Source organism: Actinoplanes sp. L3-i22, from assembly GCF_019704555.1.
Taxonomy (GTDB): domain Bacteria; phylum Actinomycetota; class Actinomycetes; order Mycobacteriales; family Micromonosporaceae; genus Actinoplanes.
Genome location: NZ_AP024745.1, coordinates 5,664,524 through 5,682,011, shown reverse-complemented (window position 1 = coordinate 5,682,011; position 17,488 = coordinate 5,664,524). Strand labels below are relative to the sequence as shown.

Sequence of the window (17,488 nt, the reverse complement as noted above, 5' to 3'; positions counted from 1 at the left end):
AGCAGGCCAGCGGGGCGGCAGGCCGGCAAGGCGGCGGCAAGGCGGGGCAGCAGGGCGGGGCGGCAGGGCGGGGCGGCGGCTCAGGTGCGGGCCGCGGCGATTGTTTCGATCTGCTGGATGACCAGGTCGGGGCGGTCGGTGGGGACCTCGTGGGAGCTGCCGGCGGCGGTGACCAGGGAGCGGCCCGGCCCGGCCGCGACGAAGGCGGCCGCAGCCGTGCGCCAGCGCTGGGCGTCCTCCGGGAAGCCGTCGAACGGGGTCTTCTCCGAGACGATCACCGTGGCGGGGATGCTGTCCGGCCAGGTGAGCTGGTGGTAGGCCTGGTGCACCGGAAGGTAGCTCGCCGCGGTGGCGAGCAGCTGCCGGTTCGCCTTCGTGGTCGGGTCCGCCTTCGCCGCGTCGACCTGCGGCTGGACGGCGGCGGCGACCCGGGCGGTCTCCTCCTCGGTGAAGAACTGCGGGAGGTTCGCGTCCACCAGCAGCGCGTGGGAGATCAGCTGCGGATTCTTCCGGGCGAGGTAGGTCGCGACCTCGCCCGCCTGGGAGTGGGCGACGAGGAGCACGTCCTTCGTGACGCCGAGCTCGTGCAGGCCGGCCTCCAGATCGCCGGCGGCGGCCTGCGGGTCCCACGGGCCGGGGACCGCTTCGCTGTCGCCGACGCCGGCTCGGTCGTACGTAATGATCTGGGATTTTGTCTCGGCATGGAGCTTGGCGACGATCGCTGTCCACTGCGTGGAGTCCTCACCGCCGCCCGCGTCCAGGACGATCGCGGGCAGGTCACCGGCCGTGACGTGGAAGGCGAGGCGGTGCCCGTCGTGGTCGACCATGTGCAGGCCGTCGGTGGCCTGGCCGGCGTCGCAGCCGGTGAGAGCCGTGGCCGCGACGGCCAGCAGGAGCAGGGTGCGGGGAATTGCGGAGAACGTCATGGATCGGCCTCACTGCGCTGGTGACTTGAGCGAGGTCAATCCTTCAGCTCGGCGCGCCTCCCGCCCATCCCGCAGGCGTTACCTCCGTGGTGGGGTTGTCCCCCTGGGGACAGCCCCAGGGGAAGGCCGGGAGCTGCGGAAACGGCCCGGTGGATCGACACGCGGCCGGGTGTCCGGAGTTCGGCGGCGAGACGTTCGCCGCACCCTGCGCCGGGGACGAGCGGGTGCGGCCGGGGCTCTGTCAGGATGGTCGGTGAGGCGCCGGCTCACGGCGAACGGAAATGGGGTGCGGCATGGCCACGGAGAAGGCGATTCTGGCCGGGGGCTGTTTCTGGGGGATGCAGGACCTGATCCGCAAGCGGCCCGGGGTGGTCACCACCCGGGTCGGGTACACGGGCGGTTCGGTGGCGAACGCGACGTACCGTAACCACGCGGGGCACGCCGAGGCCATCGAGATCACGTTCGATCCGGCCGTCACGTCCTACCGGGAGCTCCTGGAGTTCTTCTTCCAGATCCACGACCCGAGCACGGTGAACCGGCAGGGCAACGACATCGGCGACAGCTACCGGTCGGCGATCTTCTTCGAGAGCGACGAGCAGAAGTCGGTCGCCGAGGACACCATCGCGGATGTGGACGCGTCCGGGCTGTGGCCGGGCAAGGTGGTCACCGAGGTGACCGCGGCCGGGCCGTTCTGGGAGGCCGAGCCGGAGCACCAGGACTATCTGGAGCGGATCCCGGACGGCTACACCTGCCACTTCCCGCGGCCGGACTGGAAGCTCCCCCGCCGCGGCTGATCACCCGCGAGCAGCCGGTGCGGCACCACGCCGCGCCGGCCCACCCATGACGCCGCGGACGGCCGGCGACCAGGCCGCACGCGCGGCGATCAGGCCGCGCGCAAGACGACCAGGCCGCACGCGCGGCGATCAGGCCGCACGCAAGACGACCAGGCCGCGCGCGAGGCGATCAGAGCGCGGACAGTTCGTCGAGCACGCGATACAGCCGCGCCGCGTCCGCCCGATCGCCGGGCACGGGCACCGGCTTGCCCCGGCGCAGGGCGGTCAGCGCCGCCCGCGGCGGCCGATCGAGCAGACCCGCCAACGGTAGGGCGGCAGCCGCCGGCGTGGCCCCGAAAGCCCGGGCCGCCACCCCGACGATCGAGCGCATCGGCTGGTCGAAGTACCGGTGCATCCCACTGTCCACGAACAGCGGGTTGTACAACACGTACCGAATAATGGTGTCGGGGTTGTGCCCGGCGAAGCCCACGCCGAGCAGGTCATTGGCCCGGGCCCCCTGCATGGTCGCCGCGGTCAGGGAGTATCCGCTGGTCAACTGCAGGTCGTCCCAGTGGATCCGCCCGGCGCGGATGCCCCCGACCCCGCAGAGGTTGAGGATCACCGGCGTGTCCGCGCGTTCCAGGGCCGGCCGCAGCCCGCTCGCGAGCAGGTGTTTCGCGAGCACGCCGATGGCGAACGTCTGCTCGAGACCGTCCGCGGTGACCACCCGCCGGGGCGAGAACCGGCCGGCCGACAGCACCAGCGCGTCGATCCGGTCCGGGAGCCGCCCGATCAGGTCTCTGGTGGCTTTCACCGAGGTCAGGTCGCCGTCGGCGTGACCGAGGGCGACGACGTTCCAGCCGCCGGCGGCCGCCCGGTCGGCGAGGGCCCGCCCGATTCCGCGGGTCCCGCCCGCGATCACTGCTGTGCGCATACTGGGATCGTCAGCCCGGCCGCGCACCCGGCGAAAGAAGGCACATCGATGTCACCGCCTCTCCCGGTGAACAGAAGCGCATCGATGTCACCGCTGCTCCCGCCGCTCGTGACCGAGGCCGACCGGGCCACCTGCGCCGCCACCGACGTGCTGCGCCGGGTCGGCGAGAAGTGGAGCGTGCTGCTCCTGGCGATCCTCGAGCGGCGGCCGCACGGTTTCAACGAGCTGGACCGCACGATCGAGGGCCTGAGCCGCCGGATCCTGACCCGCACGCTGCGCACGCTGGAGGCGGACGGCCTGATCAGCCGCCGCCCGGCGCCGGACCGGGTCGAATACGCGCTCACCGATCTGGGCCGTTCCCTGCTGCCGTTGATCATCGCGCTGGGAGAGTGGGCGGTCGAGCACGCCCCGGAGATCGAAGCCGCCCGCCGACGAGCCGGCCAAACCCCAACCTAAAGGCCGAATCACGATTGTGTACGGCGTGAGCACCGCCCAGCACCGTCAAGCGTTCGCACACTGATTGTCCACAGCTGACTCATAGCCTTCGGTCGACAGGTCAATCGGCTCAGCAAGGAGCGACGCGACATGAAGATCAAAGGCATCGGGCGGATCACCGCCGCGGTCCTGGTCAGCGCGACGGCGGTGGTTGCCGCCGGGCACGCCGCCCAGGCCACCGGCGGGCACCGGGCGAAGCCGACCGTGGTTCTGGTCCACGGGGCGTTCGCCGACTCCAGCGGGTGGAACGCCGTGGTCCGCAAGCTGCAGCAGGACGGCTATCCGGTCGTCGCGGCGGCCAATCCGCTGCGCGGCGTGGCCTCCGACGCGGTCGCGGTCAAGGCGCTGCTGGACAGCATCGACGGGCCGATCGTGCTGGTCGGGCACTCGTACGGCGGGATGGTCGTCAGCCAGGCCGCCGCGGGCGACCCGGACGTGAAGGCGCTGGTCTACATCGCCGCGTTCGTGCCGGCCGCCGGGGACAACGCCGCCGAGCTGTCCGCCCAGTTCCCGGGCAGCACGCTCGGGCAGACGCTGCACCCCGTCCCGCTGCCGGACGGCAACGTGGACCTGTACGTCGACCAGAAGCTGTTCCCGCAGCAGTTCGCGAGCGACGTGCCGGCCGCCGAGGCGACCCTGATGGCGGTCGCCCAGCGACCGGTGACCGCGGGCGCCCTCAACGAGGACGCCACCGGCCCGCAGGCGTGGCAGACGATCCCCAGCTACTACCTGGTCGCCGACGCGGACCGGAACATCCCGCCGGCCGCCCAGCACTTCATGGCCGACCGCGCGCACAGCGTGGTCCGCGACGTGAAGGGCGCCTCGCACGCGGTGTTCGTCTCCCAGCCGAAGATCACCGCGGCGTTCATCGAGAAGGCCGCCCGCGAGCGCGCCTGACCGGAGACCGGCGGGTGGCGGAGCGGTTCGCCTGTCACCCGCCTTTTCCGGTGACTATGACGTGGCCGTGCGCGGCCGCAGGTCGTCGAGCACGTCGTTCAGGGCGGCGATCACCGCGGGGGAACGGGCGGTCAGGTCCGCCTCGCTGGTGACCGCGCCGTCGACGCGCACCAGCACGCTGACGGTCGCGTTGCCGGAGCAGGCTTCCGCCCGTACCAACGGGTGGGTTTTGTCTTTCTGGTCCTTCTCGACCACCGCCAGGGCGCCGTCGCCCGCGCCGGTCAGGTGGACGACGAAGTGGCCGAAGCTGCGATAGCCCTTCTCGTGGTAGGCCAGGTCGTCCAGCTGGGAACTGCCCGGATCGGCGCGATCGATGTCGACCGTGACGGAGAAGACCGTTCCCTCGTACGACCAGGCGCGCTGGAACCCGGACGCGTTGTCGAAGCCGTTCTGCGAGGCCAGCGGGCCGGTCGTGACGAGCACGCCGCCGCTGACCGTCGGGGCGTCGCCGGCCACCGAGTACCAGGACGGCCGCGCCGGCGCCGCGGACGCGGGCGTGGATGCGGGCGTGGATGCGGGCGTGGATGCGGGCCGGGCGGCCTCGCTGTGCGCGCATCCGGCCACGGCGAACAACACTGCGGCGCCGGCTCCGAGCCGGCGCACCGCTCCCCCATTGATCATGACCGCAGAATGTACCGCCTAGGGCCAGGCGCCCAGCTCGGTGGCGGCGGTGAACGTCGAGCGCAGGAACGCGGACAGGGTCGCGTCCGGATCCGGTGCGTCCGCCACCACCTCGTAGGGCAGCAGGAACTCCCCGAGGTCGTGGTCGAAACGAGCCCCGTCGACCGCGAGCGGCCAGTCCCGATAGGACTTCGGCTCCGGGTAGGCGTAGGCGTAGAAGGCGCCCTCCGCCCCGCCGCCCGGCCAGAAACCGCAGCTGGCCAGCTCGTGCGAGTAGCCCTCGCGCATCACCGACGGCGGGCAGTTCGGGGCGCCGCCCGGGTGCGGGGGCGCGGTCCGGCCGGAGAAGCGGGTGTAGGCCAGGTCCATCGCGCCCCAGAAGAAGTGCACCGGGCTGGCCTTGCCGGTGAACTCCGAGCGGGCCCGGTTCATCACCAGCCCGGCTCGGGTCAGCTGCTTCCAGAACCGCCGGACCGCGTCCCCGTCATAGGACCGGTGGATCTCGTCCCCGGCGAACGGGATCGCGTGCTCGACCTCGTTCGGCACCGCGTGGATGGCCGTCGGCACACCGAGCGTGGTGAGCGCCGCCATCACCTCGGCGTAGAACACCGCCACGGTCTTCGGCTCCAGGATCACGCCGCGCGAGCGCCCGTCGCTGACCCGGATCTGCAGCACGTGGTCGAGGAAGTCGAACTCCAGCTCGGCCAGGCCGCCGGGGTACGGGAACGCCCCGGTGGTCAGCCCGCGCACGCTCGGGTGCAGCGTGACGTGCCACCAGTGGTTGACCGACGGCGCGTGCGCCATCCGGACCTTCCCGACGATCTGGGTCCACAGGTGCAGCGTGTCCCGGGTGTCGGCCCAGTCCGCCACCTTCAACCGTGGCCACTCAGCCATGAGCCCTCCTCGGAGTCGTTCGCTCGACCTTATGCGGCGCGGGCGCGAAAACTGGGTCGAACGGGCGCGGGCCAGTCGCTAGGCTCCCGGCGGATCGCGCTTCGCCGTACGCAAATCGGATTTTGATCTTCGGGGGTTTCGTGAACGCACTGGGTGAGCTGGTCGAACTGCGGGCGATGCGGCCCGGCGACGCCGACGCGCTGTGGCGGTGGAACCATGATCCGGATGTGATGCGGTTCATGACCGAGGGCTACCCGCAGTCGCCGGAGACGGTCGCGAAATCGCTCGGCGAGCGGCCGCGCAACGCCTACGACAACACCCTGTTCGGCGTCGAGAGCCGCAAGGACGGCAAGCTCATCGGCCTGATCGCGCTGCACGGCGCGGAGCCGGAGACCGGGATCGCCGAGCTCGACATCTACCTCGGCGAGAAGGACTACTGGGGCCAGGGCTACGCCACCGACGCGATGCGCACCGCCTGCCGCTACGGCTTCGACCGGATGCGCCTGCACCGCATCTGGCTGACCGTGCTCGACGGCAATGACGCGGCCCACCACGTCTACCGCAAGATCGGCTTCGTCGACGAGGGCCGCCTGCGCCAGGTCAACCGCCGCGACGGCCAGTGGCGCGACGCCCACCTGATGGGCCTGCTCGCGGGCGAGTTGCGCTAAATGCAAAACCCTTCTTTGGTACGGCCGTAGCCACCGCCCCCGGGGTGGCCGTCGCGATGCGGCGGCCACCCCGGCCGCCCCGCGCCTCGCCCAGGGTCCCGGCTAGAACTGCAGGTAGACCCAAGGGTCGGCGGGCGGGAACAGAGCGTCCAGGGCGGGCCAGGCTGATGACGGGATCACGCCGAGGCCCAGGGCCACCAGGTCCTGGGCCGACTGCACGCCGTAGACCAGGGCGGACAGGCCGGCCGCGGTCAGCCGGACGTCGGAGGACCCGCCGGCCGGGCTGACCGACAGCTTGCCGTCGGCGCCGTCCAGCAGCCAGTCGCCGCCGATCAGCGGGTCGTCGGTGATCGTCAGCGCGATCCGGCTCTCGCCGACCGGGAGGCCGGTCAGCGCGGGCAGGTCGAGGACCCGGACCATCGGCGGCGCCGGGTGCGGGACCGTGACGGTGGTGGTGATCGTGCCGGCGAAGTCGGTGGCCCAGAGTTCCGGCCGCGCGTCCGGCGCCACCACGAAGCTGACGTGCGAGAACTGGTCGACGTGCGTGGCCAGGAAGCGCAGCAGCAGGGTCCGGCTGATCGGGTCGTCGCAGAGCAGGTGCCGGGCGGTCAGCTCACCGCCGTAGTCGGCGGTCCGGTACGGCAGCGCGCCGGTGACCCGCCCGTCCCGGTGCACGGTGGCCAGCCAGTGGTCGTCGTCCTTGCGCCACTGGTCCCGCCGGTAGTCGGGGAACTCGGCGAAGCCGTGCCGGTCGAGCAGCTGCCGGTCCAGCAGGCCGCTCAGGTCGTCCCAGCCCTCGGCCATCCGGCGCAGCCGCACCTCGCCGGGCAGGTCCAGCTTGAGCAGGCCGCCGAGCACCTCGGGTCGGACCCGGACGGTCCGGTTCGCCGGCAGCCCGACGTAGCCGAGGCGCTGGTAGAAGCCGGCCCGGAACGGGTGCAGCGCGCTGACCGCGTAGCCGTCCGCGCGGGCCTGGTCGAGCAGCGCGTTCATCAGCACCCGGACGTGCCCGCGCCGCCGGTGCAGCGGGTGGGTGAGGACACCGCCGACGCCGAGCATCGGGTGGACGGCGCCGCGCACGTTCTGTCGCATCGGGATGCCACTCACGCTGGCCCGGGTCTCGCCGTCCTCCTCCGCGACCAGCGTGATGTTGCGCCGGGTGCGCATGTACGCGAGGAGCTCCTCGGTCCGCGCCGGGGTGAGCGGGGTGGCCTCGAAGGCGTAGCTGCTCAACCCGATGAGCTTCTCGAGGTCGTCGGCGGTGGTTCGGCGGATGTCCATTTGATCATCCTGGTCATCGGAAGCCGCCGGGTCCACGCCATTTGGCCGGGATCAGCTTGTCTGCGCCGCCAGGTAGGCGCGGTGCCGGCGGCGCATGATCAGCCAGCTGATCCAGCCGGCGCCGATGATGAAGCCGAAGCTGATGATCCGGTAGAGGACCACCGCGGCGATCGCGGTGGAGGTGGCGACACCGCCGGTGACCAGGCCGAGGATCAGCGCGCTGTCGATGATGCCGAGGCCGCCCGGGATGATCGTCACGGTGCCGGCGGCCATCCCGGCGCAGAACGCGAGCAGGACCTGGGCCGGGTTGACCGGGTCGTCACTGACCGCCTGGAAGCACATCCACAGGCAGACCGCGTCGAGACCCCAGTTCAGTACGGCGTAGATGGCGGCCGCGACCCCGTGCCCGGCGGTGAGGCGGGCCGAGCCGAGCTGCTCGGCGAACGTGCGGACCTGATCCATTCCGGTCTCGGCGGGCCGGCGGCGCAGCCGGTTGACCCGGGCCAGCACCGCCCGGGCCGGCGGCTCCACCATGGCGGGGCGCCGGGTGATCTGCCGGATCCCGACGACGATCAGCGCGATCACGACGACCAGGCCGACCAGGTTGTACCACTGCGGAGTCCCGTCGGAGGCCAGCGCGCCGACCGCGGTGACCACGGCGAGCGCGGTGGTGGACAGGATGCCGGACAGCGCGATGCACCACGAGGCGATCGCCGGCGTCGCCCCGAACCGGCGCAGCTGCTGGTAGTTGAACTGGGTGGAGAACGCCGGCCCACCCGGCAGCGTCTCGTTGAGCGAGTGCGCCGCGTAGGCGAGCGCCGCCGAGCGGTACATCGGCACCCGCAGGCCGGCCGAGAGCAGCAGTCGGCGCTGCATCCGGGCGTACGTGCCCATCGCCGCCACCTCGGCGAACACCGCGGCGGCCAGCCAGCCCGGGTCGGGCGCCCGCAGTTGCGACAGCGCCGAGGACAGCGACGGCCAGCCGACCACGAGCTCGACCGCGAACAGGACCAGGATCGCCGCCACCGCCACCGGCCGCACCCACCGGCGCCCGCCGCGGCGGGGTTCGGTCGGGGCGGCGGTCATCGGCCGGGTGGCGCCGCTGGTCAGGGTCATGTCCTAGGTAATCGGCCGATAGGGCGCCGGGTTGACCGTTGCGGGGTGCCGCTGCCGGATGACCAGCCAGCTGATCCAGCCGGCGCCGATGATGAAGCCGAAGCTGACGATCCGGTAGAGGACCACCGCGGCGATCGCGGTCGGCGTGGCGATCCCGCCGGTGACCAGGCCCAGGATCAGCGCGCTGTCGATGATGCCGAGACCGCCGGGGACGAGCGTGATGGTGCCCGCGGCCATCCCGGCGCAGAACGCGAGCAGCAGCTGGGCCGGGTTGATCGGGGCGTCGCTGACCGCCCGGACACACATCCACAGGCAGACCGCGTCGAATCCCCAGTTCAGCACGGCGTAGACGGCGGCCGCCGCGCCGTGCCCGGGAGTCAGGCGGGCCGAGCCGAGCTGGCCGACGAAGCCCTCGACCTGGTCCAGCCCCTGGTCGGCGGGGCGGCGACGGAGCCGGTTGACCCAGCCGAGCGCGACCCGGGCCGGTGCCACCGCGATCGCCGGGCGGCGGTTGACCTGCTGGAACCCGACGGCGATCAGGACCGTGACGGTGATCAGCGCGACCAGGCTGTACCACTGCGGGGTGCCGTCGGAGAGCACCGCGCCGGCGGCGGTGACGACCGCCAGCGCCGTGGTCGACAGGATCCCGGACAGCGCGATGCACCAGGACGCGATCGCCGGGGTCGCCCCGAAGCGCCGCATCTGCTGGTAGTTGAACTGGGTGGAGAACGCCGGCCCGCCCGGCAGCGTCTCGTTCAGCGAGTGCGCGGCGTAGGCGAGCGCCGTGGACCGGTAGAGCGGCACCCGCAGCCCGGCGGAGAGCAGCAGCCGGCGCTGCATCCGGGCGTATGCGGTCATCGCCAGCATCTCGACGGCGAGCGCCGCGACCAGCCAGCTCAGGCGCGGGTCGTGCAGCTGGGACAGCGCCGAGGACAGCGACGGCCAGCCGATCGCGAGCTCGACGCCGAACATGACCAGCACCGCGGCCACCGCCGCGGGCCGCAGCCACCGCCTGGTCCGGCGGGTGACGGGCTCGGTGATCTCGACCTGAATAGGCTCGACCAGCACGGTCATGGCGCACCTTTACTAGTCGGCCGGTTAGGTATCTCCGACGGTAGAGATTTGACTAGCCTTCCGTCAAGCTATTCAATGGCGTGTGGGAGGCACCACATTGACGGTCGACAACCGGCGCACCGACACCCGCGAACGGATCCTCGCCGTCGCGCTGCGGATGTTCGCGACCAAGGGCTACGCGAACTCGTCGCTGCGGGAGATCGCTGACGAGCTCGGCGTCACCAAGGCCGCGCTGTACTTCCACTTCAAGACCAAGGAAGACATCCTCAACGGCATCCTGCTCGGCCACCTGGAGCACATCAACGGGCTGGTCGACGACGCCACCGAGCACGCCACGACGCTGGCCGGCCGCCAGGACTTCCTGCGGCGGCTCGCCGAGTACCAGGCCGCCCGCAGCGTGCACCTGGTCCGGCTGATCCGGGAGAACTTCACCGAGATCGCCTGCCTGCCGCTCGGGACCGAGATCAAGAACGGTCAGCGGCGGCTGTTCGAGGCGCTCGCCGGGCCGGACGCCACCCTGATCGACCGGATCCGGGCCCGCACCGCCTTCATCGCCATCCAGAGCGCCGCCATCTCCACCGAGTGGGAGGAGGCCGACCAGCAGGACGTGATGGCGGCCGCGCTGACCGTCGCCCTGGAAGTCCTCGGCGGCCCGGACGCTCCGGCCGGTGCCCCCGGCGACGAGACCCACTCCCGGTAGCGGCACGCGGCTGGGTCGAACGAATCGTCGGCCCGCTCAGCAGCATGACTTCAGTGATGGCGCTGTGCGAGCTGGGCGTGACCGCGGCCGCCCGGAAACCGGGCCGCCTTCCGGGACAGCCCGGCCACGTGGTGCGACAGTGGCCGGCCGGGGTCGCCCGGGGCCGGCGACCGGGGGTCAGCCGGCCAGGCGGGCGACGCCCTTGCCGGCCGCCTTGGCGGCGTAGAGGGCCAGGTCCGCCTCGTGCAGCAGGCGCTCGATGTCGTGGCCGGGGCCGTCGGCCAGGCTGATGCCGACGCTGCCGCGGGGAAACAGGGTCACCCCGCCGATCGTCATCGGCTGGGCGAGCTGTTCGAGGATGCGGTCGCCGGTGGCCGGCACGTCGGCCCGGTCCGGCACGTCGGTGATCACGATCGCGAACTCGTCGCCGCCGAGGCGGGCCACGGTGTCCTGCGGGCGGAGCGCGCCGCTGATCCGGGCGCCCGCTTCGACCAGCAGGGCGTCACCGGCCGCGTGACCGTACGTATCGTTAATGATCTTGAAACCATCGAGATCCAGCAACAGTACGGCGGTGCAGGTCCCGGGCCGGGCCCGCTCCAGCACGGCGGGCGCGATCGTGTAGAAGGCGGCCCGGTTCGGCAGCCCGGTCAGCACGTCGTGATGCGCCTGGTGATCGAGGCGCTGCCGCTGGTCCTCCAGGTCCGTGATCAGGGCCTTGACCGCGAGCAGGTTGAGGAACTGCCGCAGCATCGCGAGCACCGAGGTCGACAACAAGGTCCAGACCAGAACCGGACTCAACGACCCAGTGTGTACGTACGGAACGGCCACCGAGAGCAGGGCCACGGTGACCGGCAGGTAGGGCAGGATGCTCCACGAGCCGGCGATCGGCTCGGCGTCCCCGGTGTCCGCGGCCTCGTTCGGCGTGACCATGGTCTGACTGGCCAGCCCGACGATCAGGCCGGCGGTGAAGTAGACGGCCCCGAGCCCGTTGGCGTACCAGGCGAGGCCGTACCCATGATTGTGGGTGCTGATGATCGCGGCGAGCGCGAACGTGGCCAGGCCGGCGGCCAGCAGACGCATTGATCGATATCGGCCGGCCGCCGGGCGCGACATCAGCATCAGCGCCAGCGCGGCGGCGATCACCTCGGGCATGATCGTGATCAGGAAGATCGCCCGGGCGCCGGTGTCCAGGCGGCTCGCCACCGGTTCGAGGACGGACTGCCACGACGTCGCGAAGATGGCGCCGGTCACCGTGGTGACGTCGATGACGTAGGTGACCCGGGCCAGCCGGTTCGGGAACGGGGGCACCGCGACCAGGATCGCCGGCACCGCGACCACCGCGGCCCCGATGCTGGTGGCGCTGGCCGCGCCGTTGATCAGCGCCACGCCGTTCAGCACCGCGTCCAGCGTGTAGAGCAGGTACGAGAGGCCCAGCAGGCCGCCCGATCCGGCGCCGAGCATCAGCCCGATCCGCTGCCGGCCCCGGTTCGCCCGGGCCTGCCGGCGGAAGCCGACCGCCGAGTAGCAGCCGGCGATCGCGATCGGCAGGCAGGCCAGGATCAGGCCGGCGCGCTCCGACAGGAACGGCAGCACCAGCTGCAGGGCGATCCCTGTCAGCACGATGACGGCGATCCGCGTCAGCAGCCGGTTGCTCACGGAGACCTGATCGGCACGCGGGGCGGCGGTTCAAGCCCTCCGGGACAGCGCCACACCCGCGGAACCGGGCAAACTGACCGTTGCCGTACCAGGACAGCGGAGGAGGATCATGGACTCGCTCACCGTGGAGACCGTCGTCGCGCGGGCGGTCGACCTGCCGCTGGAGCGGCCGGTGGAGACCGCGAGCGGCGTCATGGCGACCACTCCGCTGGTGCTGATCGACGTCCGTACCCGGGAAGGGGTCGTCGGGCGCTCGTACGTGCGGTGTTACACGCCGCTGGCGCTCGGCCCGCTGGCCGGTCTGGTCACCGCCGTCGGCGCGGAGCTGGCCGGGGGCACCGCCGCGCCGGTGCCGGTCCACCGGCGGATGCACGCGATGTTCCGCCTGGCCGGGGCCCAGGGGCTGACCGGGATGGCGATGGCCGGGATCGACATGGCGCTGTGGGACGCGCGCGCGGTCGCCGCCGGGCTGCCGCTCGTGACGCTGCTCGGCGGGGAGCCGGGGCCGGTTGACGCGTACGCGTCGCTGCGCGGGATGGCGGTCCGCGCCGCCGTCGCGGAGGCGGAGGAACTCGTCGCCGCCGGGTTCACCGCGGTCAAGGTGAAGGTCGGCGGCCGGCCCCTCGCCGGGGACCTGGAGGTGATCCGGGCGCTGCGCGCGGTCGTCGGGCCGGCCGCGCGGCTGATGGTCGACTACAACCAGAGCCTCACGGTCGGCGAGGCGATCGAGCGGGCCCGGGCGCTCGACCACGAGGGCCTGTACTGGATCGAGGAGCCGACCACCGCCGAGGACTTCGCCGGGCACGCCCGGATCGCCGCCGCCGCGGTCACCCCGATCCAGCTGGGCGAGAACTGGTGGGGCCCGCGCGACCTGGCCAAGAGCATCGCGGCCGGGGCCAGCGACCACGTGATGCTGGACGTGATGAAGATCGGCGGGGTGACCGGCTGGCTGCGGGCCATGGCCCTCGCCGACGCGGCCAGCCTGCCCGCCTCCAGCCACACGTTCCCGGAGTTCAGCGCACACCTGCTGGCGGTCACCCCGGGCGCCGGGTATCTGGAGTACCTGGACCACGCGCGGCCGGTCCTGGCCGCGCCGGTCCAGGTCCGTGACGGGCAGGTCCTGGTCCCGGAGCGGCCGGGCGCCGGCATCGAGTGGGACGAGGCCGCGATCCGCCGGCTGGGGGCCTGATCAGCCGGCCGGGTCGGCGGCCTCGCCCGGTTCGTGTTCGCCCTGGTCCAGGCGGAACGGTGGGTAGACGGTGGTGAGCAGGGTCAGGTAGGCGGCGACCCGGAAGTTCCAGCGGGCGATACCGACCAGCAGGTCGTAGAGGCCCTGCGGGTACCGCCCGGTGAACAGCAGGCTCACCACCACGACCAGCAGGACCAGGCTGACGAAGCTCACCGGCCGGGCGGTCACCGAGGTGTCGTCGTAGTGGTGGGTGCCGGCGCCGGCCAGCGCGCCGAGCAGGAGGCCGTGCGGGATCGCGAACAGCCAGGCCACCAGCGGCAGCCAGCGCGGTGGCGGCGCGGACTCCTCGACCGCCAGCCGGGCCGGGTAGTCCGGCACCTCGGCCAGGGTGAACGGCGGGTACCGGTCGGTGCCCAGCGCGTAGTAGCCGTAGTAGCCGACCCGCCAGGACCAGCGCAGGACACCCAGGTTGTAGGCGCGGAGCCCGGCCGGGTAGCGGCCGGTGAACAGCACGGCGAGGTAGGCGACGAGGGTCGCGACGATCAGGCCGAGCCACAGGAACGCCAGGATCACCACGTGCGGGATCAGCAGCAGCCATTTCACCAGCCAGAGCCATCGGCTCAACTGCTCGTCACGGTGTGCCTCGACGTGTACCGGATATCGGGTCATGACACCTCCCGGAGGTTGTCTCGTCCGTCCCACCGTCGCGCACCGGCCGCCAACCGGTCAGGGCCGTTCGTCCCCATTGCCGGTGGCCGTCACCCGGCTCGGCCCGGCGGGCAGCAACACCTCGGACAGCGGGCGGCGCGGGGTACGCCCGGACACCCGCCCGTAGCCGACCCGCAGGACCATCTGCGCCGGCGTCCGGCCGAGCACCGATCGCACCGCCGCCACCTCGACCGGCTGGCTGATCGGCGTGGTGGCCAGGCCGAGCCAGGTCGCGGTCAGCAGCACCCGTTGCAGCGCCATCCCGGCCCGCAACCAGTCCGCCCGGGTGTCACCCGCGGTGGCCAGCACCATGATCGTCGGATGCGGCTCGAACGGCTCGCGCGGCCGGGGCCCCGGCCCCACCGGGACGAAGTCCCGCATCGGCATGATCTCCAGGGCGTCCCACGGGGCCGCCGCCCAGACCGGCACGCCGTCGTGACGGGCGTTCTGCCCGGTCCATCGGCGCAGCTCGTCGGCGTAGTGCGGGCGTTCCCGCAGCCGGCGGTCGGCGGCCCGGGCCAGGCCCAGGATGGCGTCGCGGGCCACCGGGCCGGCGACGGTCAGCGTCGCGCCCTCGCGGCGGGCCGCGGACCGCAGGCGATCGACGGCGCCCGCCGGCACCGCGACGTCGGCGAACGGCGAGCGGTTGGTGTGCCGGTGCGGGATCGCCGCGGCCAGCTGCTCGGTGAGCTGGTCGACCGGCGTCACCCGGCCCGCGGTGACCCGGGCGGCCAGGGCCGGATCCGCCGGGTCGGGGAGCAGGTCGCACCGGACGTCGTACCCGGCCCGGCGCATCGCGAGACGCAACGTGAACACGGCCGCGCCGACGCTGATCAGGTGCTCACGGCCAGCCGGGTCGATCACCGGCAGGTGGCGCCCCGGGTCGGCGTACACCTCGACCTCCGGCGGCGTGACCCGGAACTTCCACGGCTGGCTGTTGTGCAGCGACGGCGCGGTGGTGGCCAGGCGCACGCAGTCGTCGAGGACGCCCCGCGACGGTGGGACGAACGACGGGCTCATCGTGCCTCCCCTCAGCGCCGGGAGATCTGCAGGGTGCGCAGGCGCTGCTCGTACTCCTCCGCGTCGATCTCGCCACGGGCGAACCGGTCGGCCAGCACCCGCTCGGGCCCGGAGCCGCTCCCGCGGCGCGCCGGCCAGGCGGCCACCACGGCGGCGACGGCGATCGCGAGAAGGAGCGACACGACGATCACGGCCCAGCCCGATCCCATCGACATGACGTGCGGATAGTCGTACATCATGGAAGTGCTCCTCTCTTTTTTCTTTCGCACCTCCATCGTCGGCCCGCCGGGCGCTGCCGGTCAGTGCCGGACGACTCCCCCGGCCGGGTCAGCCGGCGAGCGGGACCCGCCAGGTCACCACTGTGCCGGCGCCGCCGCGGGCCGGGCCGATCCCGAGGGAACCGCCGAGATCCTCGGCACGCCCGCGGACGTTGACCAGGCCGCCCCGGGCCGTGCCGGGGTCGGTGCCCACCCCGTCGTCCTGCACGCAGAGCACCAGCTCGTCGGCGGTCGCCGACACCGACACCCGGGCGCTGGACGCCTGTGCGTGCCGGGCCACGTTCGACAGCAGCTCCCGCAGGACGGCGAGCAGGTCGGGCACGATGTCGTCGGGGACCGCGCTGTCCAGCGGGCCGTTGGTGTCCAGGGTGGGCCGGAAGCCCAGACTCGCCGCCACCGCCTCGACCACCTGGTGGATCTCGCCGCGCAGCGACGGCCCGACCGGGGCCCGCAGCTCGAAGATGGAGCGGCGGATGTCGCGGATCGTCGCGTCCAGGTCGTCGACCGCGGTGTTGATCCGCTTGACCGCGTCCGGCCTGGTGACCTGGTGCACCATGGCCTGCAGCTGCATGCCGGTGGCGAACAGCCGCTGGATCACCACGTCGTGCAGGTCCCGGGCGATCCGCTCGCGGTCCTCGAGCACCGCCAGCTGCCGGCGTTCCTCCTGGGCCCGGGCCCGGTCCAGGGCCAGGGCGGCCTGCCCGGCGAAGGTGGACAGCAGCACGGCGTCCTCCTCCCCGGTCGCCTGGCCGGCCGGCTGGGTGACGATCAGGACGCCCCGCAGCGCGTCGGTGCCGGTGAGCGGCGCCGCCAGGGCGGGCACGGCGGGAATCTCGCCCGGCCAGTCGGTGACCGCGCGCAGGTTCTCGACGGCGCGGTAACTCTCCTGGCCGAGCGCCGCGACGGTATCCCGGTCGACCGGGACGAACCGGCCGCACAGCTGGGCACAGACCGGGTCCGCGCCCTCCGCCGCCTCGATCACGTACCGGCTGTTGTCCTCGTCGTAGAGCATGACCAGGACCAGCTCGGCGGCGGCCACCTCGCGGGCCCGGCGGGCGATCAGCCGCAGCGCCTCGGTCCGCCGCACGGTGCCGAGCAGCACACTGGTGATCTCGGCGGTCGCGGCGAGCCAGCGTTCCCGGCGCTGGGCCAGCTCGTAGAGGCGGGCGTTGTCGATGGCGATGCCGGCCGCCGCGGCCAGGGCGATCACGATCTCCTCGTCGTCGTCGGTGAACTCGACGGCGCCCCGCTTCTCGGACAGGTAGAGGTTGCCGAAGATCTGCCCCCGGGTGCGGACCGGGACGCCCAGGAAGCTGTGCATCGGCGGATGGTTCGGCGGGAAGCCGAACGAGTTCGGGTGCTCGCGGATCTCCGGCAGCCGGACCGGCTCCGGATCGGTGATCAGCAGGCCGAGCATGCCGCGCCCGTGCGGCAGGTCGCCGATCCGGGCGTGCGTGGCCGGGTCCACGCCGTGGGTGACGAAGTCGGCGAGGCTGCCGTGGTCCGGCGCGAGCACGCCCAGCGCGCCGTACTTCGCCCCGACCAGGGCGCACGCCGCCGTCACGATGCGCCGCAGGGTGCTGGACAGGTCGAGGTCGGTGCCGATGCCGACGACCGCGTCGAGCAGCGCGCGCAGCCGCTCGCGGCTGGTCACCACGTCACCGACGCGGTCGAGCATCTCCTGGAGCAGCTCGTCCAGCCGGACCCGGGACAACGGCGGAAGGCCCAGGGAGAGCGGCTCCGGCCGCTCGCCGGCAGCCGCCTGCTCGACCATGCCGCCAGCCTACTGGCGCGGCCTCCACTCTGGAACGGACCGGGCCGGGACGATTCACTCCGGGGTCACGCGATACGCCCCGAGCAGGCGGGCCCACCAGGGACGATGCCCGGCCGGGCGGAGCGGGGGGCAGCCGGTGCGCTTGACGCTGACCCAGCCGCCGGGACCCATCGTGACCGCGCCGATGGCCGGCCGGCGCCGGGTCGCCGCCGTGGTCACGGCCACCGCGACGACCACCGCGCCGACCGCCGCCAGGACCGCCCCGGCCAGCCGGTCGAGGTCCACGACCGGGCGGTAGACCGCGGTGTCCGGGCCGACGATCCAGGCCCCGACCGCGCGATCGCCGTCGGTCACCGGAAGGACCGTGATCCGGCCCTCCGGGGCGGCCGTCCCCGGCCGCCCGTCGTATGTCGTGGTCATCGCC

At 72.7% G+C, this 17,488-nt stretch carries 19 protein-coding genes; 6 read left to right on the top strand and 13 right to left on the bottom strand.

What is annotated here, in order from left to right; genetic code table 11:
- Window positions 1-80: 80 nt before the first annotated feature.
- Window positions 81-926 carry an alpha/beta fold hydrolase gene (locus L3i22_RS25290; protein ID WP_221329433.1) on the bottom strand — a complete coding sequence of 282 codons (846 nt, stop codon included), beginning with the start codon at window positions 924-926 and terminating at the stop codon, window positions 81-83.
- Between the two features lie 293 nt (window positions 927-1,219).
- Here L3i22_RS25290 and msrA point away from each other — a divergent pair, with 293 nt between their 5' ends.
- Entirely contained in the window at window positions 1,220-1,720 is a 501-nt protein-coding gene (gene msrA, locus L3i22_RS25285; RefSeq protein ID WP_221329432.1) for a peptide-methionine (S)-S-oxide reductase MsrA, read from the top strand.
- Window positions 1,721-1,889: 169 nt separating this feature from the next.
- Here the strand turns inward: msrA and L3i22_RS25280 are convergent, their stop codons facing one another.
- The gene (locus tag L3i22_RS25280; protein WP_221329431.1) at window positions 1,890-2,633 is read right to left on the bottom strand and encodes a hypothetical protein; all 744 of its coding nucleotides are present in this window, start codon (window positions 2,631-2,633) and stop codon (window positions 1,890-1,892) included.
- 84 nt (window positions 2,634-2,717) lie between these two features.
- On the opposite strand from L3i22_RS25280, the gene L3i22_RS25275 reads away from it, so the two are divergent.
- Window positions 2,718-3,089, top strand: coding sequence for a helix-turn-helix domain-containing protein (locus L3i22_RS25275; RefSeq protein ID WP_221329430.1), 372 nt, complete (start codon window positions 2,718-2,720; stop codon window positions 3,087-3,089).
- Window positions 3,090-3,218: 129 nt separating this feature from the next.
- Window positions 3,219-4,025 carry an alpha/beta fold hydrolase gene (locus L3i22_RS25270; RefSeq protein ID WP_221329429.1) on the top strand — a complete coding sequence of 269 codons (807 nt, stop codon included), beginning with the start codon at window positions 3,219-3,221 and terminating at the stop codon, window positions 4,023-4,025.
- Window positions 4,026-4,079: 54 nt separating this feature from the next.
- Here L3i22_RS25270 and L3i22_RS25265 read toward each other — a convergent pair whose 3' ends face one another.
- Window positions 4,080-4,706 carry a hypothetical protein gene (locus tag L3i22_RS25265; RefSeq protein WP_221329428.1) on the bottom strand — a complete coding sequence of 209 codons (627 nt, stop codon included), beginning with the start codon at window positions 4,704-4,706 and terminating at the stop codon, window positions 4,080-4,082.
- Window positions 4,707-4,724: 18 nt separating this feature from the next.
- Window positions 4,725-5,600 (bottom strand): DUF5996 family protein, encoded by an 876-nt coding sequence (locus tag L3i22_RS25260; protein ID WP_221329427.1) that lies wholly within the window; start codon window positions 5,598-5,600, stop codon window positions 4,725-4,727.
- A gap of 140 nt (window positions 5,601-5,740) precedes the next feature.
- On the opposite strand from L3i22_RS25260, the gene L3i22_RS25255 reads away from it, so the two are divergent.
- Window positions 5,741-6,268, top strand: a complete 528-nt coding sequence (locus L3i22_RS25255) for a GNAT family N-acetyltransferase (RefSeq protein WP_221329426.1) — start codon at window positions 5,741-5,743, stop codon at window positions 6,266-6,268.
- 102 nt (window positions 6,269-6,370) lie between these two features.
- Here the strand turns inward: L3i22_RS25255 and eis are convergent, their stop codons facing one another.
- From eis to L3i22_RS25240, 3 genes are read right to left on the bottom strand one after another with little or no spacing between them, the layout of a single operon-like run.
- Window positions 6,371-7,549 (bottom strand): enhanced intracellular survival protein Eis, encoded by a 1,179-nt coding sequence (gene eis, locus L3i22_RS25250; RefSeq protein WP_221329425.1) that lies wholly within the window; start codon window positions 7,547-7,549, stop codon window positions 6,371-6,373.
- 51 nt (window positions 7,550-7,600) lie between these two features.
- Window positions 7,601-8,665: a YbhN family protein gene (locus L3i22_RS25245; protein WP_255658577.1), complete on the bottom strand. Its 1,065-nt coding sequence runs from the start codon at window positions 8,663-8,665 to the stop codon at window positions 7,601-7,603.
- 3 nt (window positions 8,666-8,668) lie between these two features.
- Entirely contained in the window at window positions 8,669-9,739 is a 1,071-nt protein-coding gene (locus L3i22_RS25240; RefSeq protein WP_221329424.1) for a YbhN family protein, read from the bottom strand.
- 97 nt (window positions 9,740-9,836) lie between these two features.
- Between L3i22_RS25240 and L3i22_RS25235 the strand changes: the two genes are divergently transcribed.
- Window positions 9,837-10,439, top strand: coding sequence for a TetR/AcrR family transcriptional regulator (locus tag L3i22_RS25235; RefSeq protein WP_221329423.1), 603 nt, complete (start codon window positions 9,837-9,839; stop codon window positions 10,437-10,439).
- 177 nt (window positions 10,440-10,616) lie between these two features.
- Here the strand turns inward: L3i22_RS25235 and L3i22_RS25230 are convergent, their stop codons facing one another.
- Window positions 10,617-12,095, bottom strand: coding sequence for a diguanylate cyclase (locus tag L3i22_RS25230; protein ID WP_221329422.1), 1,479 nt, complete (start codon window positions 12,093-12,095; stop codon window positions 10,617-10,619).
- A 109-nt stretch (window positions 12,096-12,204) separates the two neighbouring features.
- Between L3i22_RS25230 and L3i22_RS25225 the strand changes: the two genes are divergently transcribed.
- Window positions 12,205-13,284: an enolase C-terminal domain-like protein gene (locus L3i22_RS25225; protein ID WP_221329421.1), complete on the top strand. Its 1,080-nt coding sequence runs from the start codon at window positions 12,205-12,207 to the stop codon at window positions 13,282-13,284.
- On the opposite strand, the gene L3i22_RS25220 is transcribed toward L3i22_RS25225, so the two are convergent.
- From L3i22_RS25220 to L3i22_RS25200, 5 genes are all read right to left on the bottom strand, one after another.
- Window positions 13,285-13,953 (bottom strand): DUF4389 domain-containing protein, encoded by a 669-nt coding sequence (locus L3i22_RS25220; RefSeq protein ID WP_221329420.1) that lies wholly within the window; start codon window positions 13,951-13,953, stop codon window positions 13,285-13,287.
- A gap of 57 nt (window positions 13,954-14,010) precedes the next feature.
- Entirely contained in the window at window positions 14,011-15,012 is a 1,002-nt protein-coding gene (locus L3i22_RS25215) for a nitroreductase family protein (protein WP_221329419.1), read from the bottom strand.
- Window positions 15,013-15,023: 11 nt separating this feature from the next.
- A complete protein-coding gene (locus tag L3i22_RS25210) occupies window positions 15,024-15,251 on the bottom strand; it encodes an SHOCT domain-containing protein (protein WP_221329418.1) in 228 nt (75 codons plus the stop codon).
- Window positions 15,252-15,339: 88 nt separating this feature from the next.
- Window positions 15,340-17,064, bottom strand: a complete 1,725-nt coding sequence (locus L3i22_RS25205) for a GAF domain-containing sensor histidine kinase (RefSeq protein ID WP_255658573.1) — start codon at window positions 17,062-17,064, stop codon at window positions 15,340-15,342.
- Window positions 17,065-17,118: 54 nt separating this feature from the next.
- Window positions 17,119-17,484, bottom strand: a complete 366-nt coding sequence (locus L3i22_RS25200) for a hypothetical protein (RefSeq protein WP_221329417.1) — start codon at window positions 17,482-17,484, stop codon at window positions 17,119-17,121.
- Window positions 17,485-17,488: the final 4 nt, after the last annotated feature.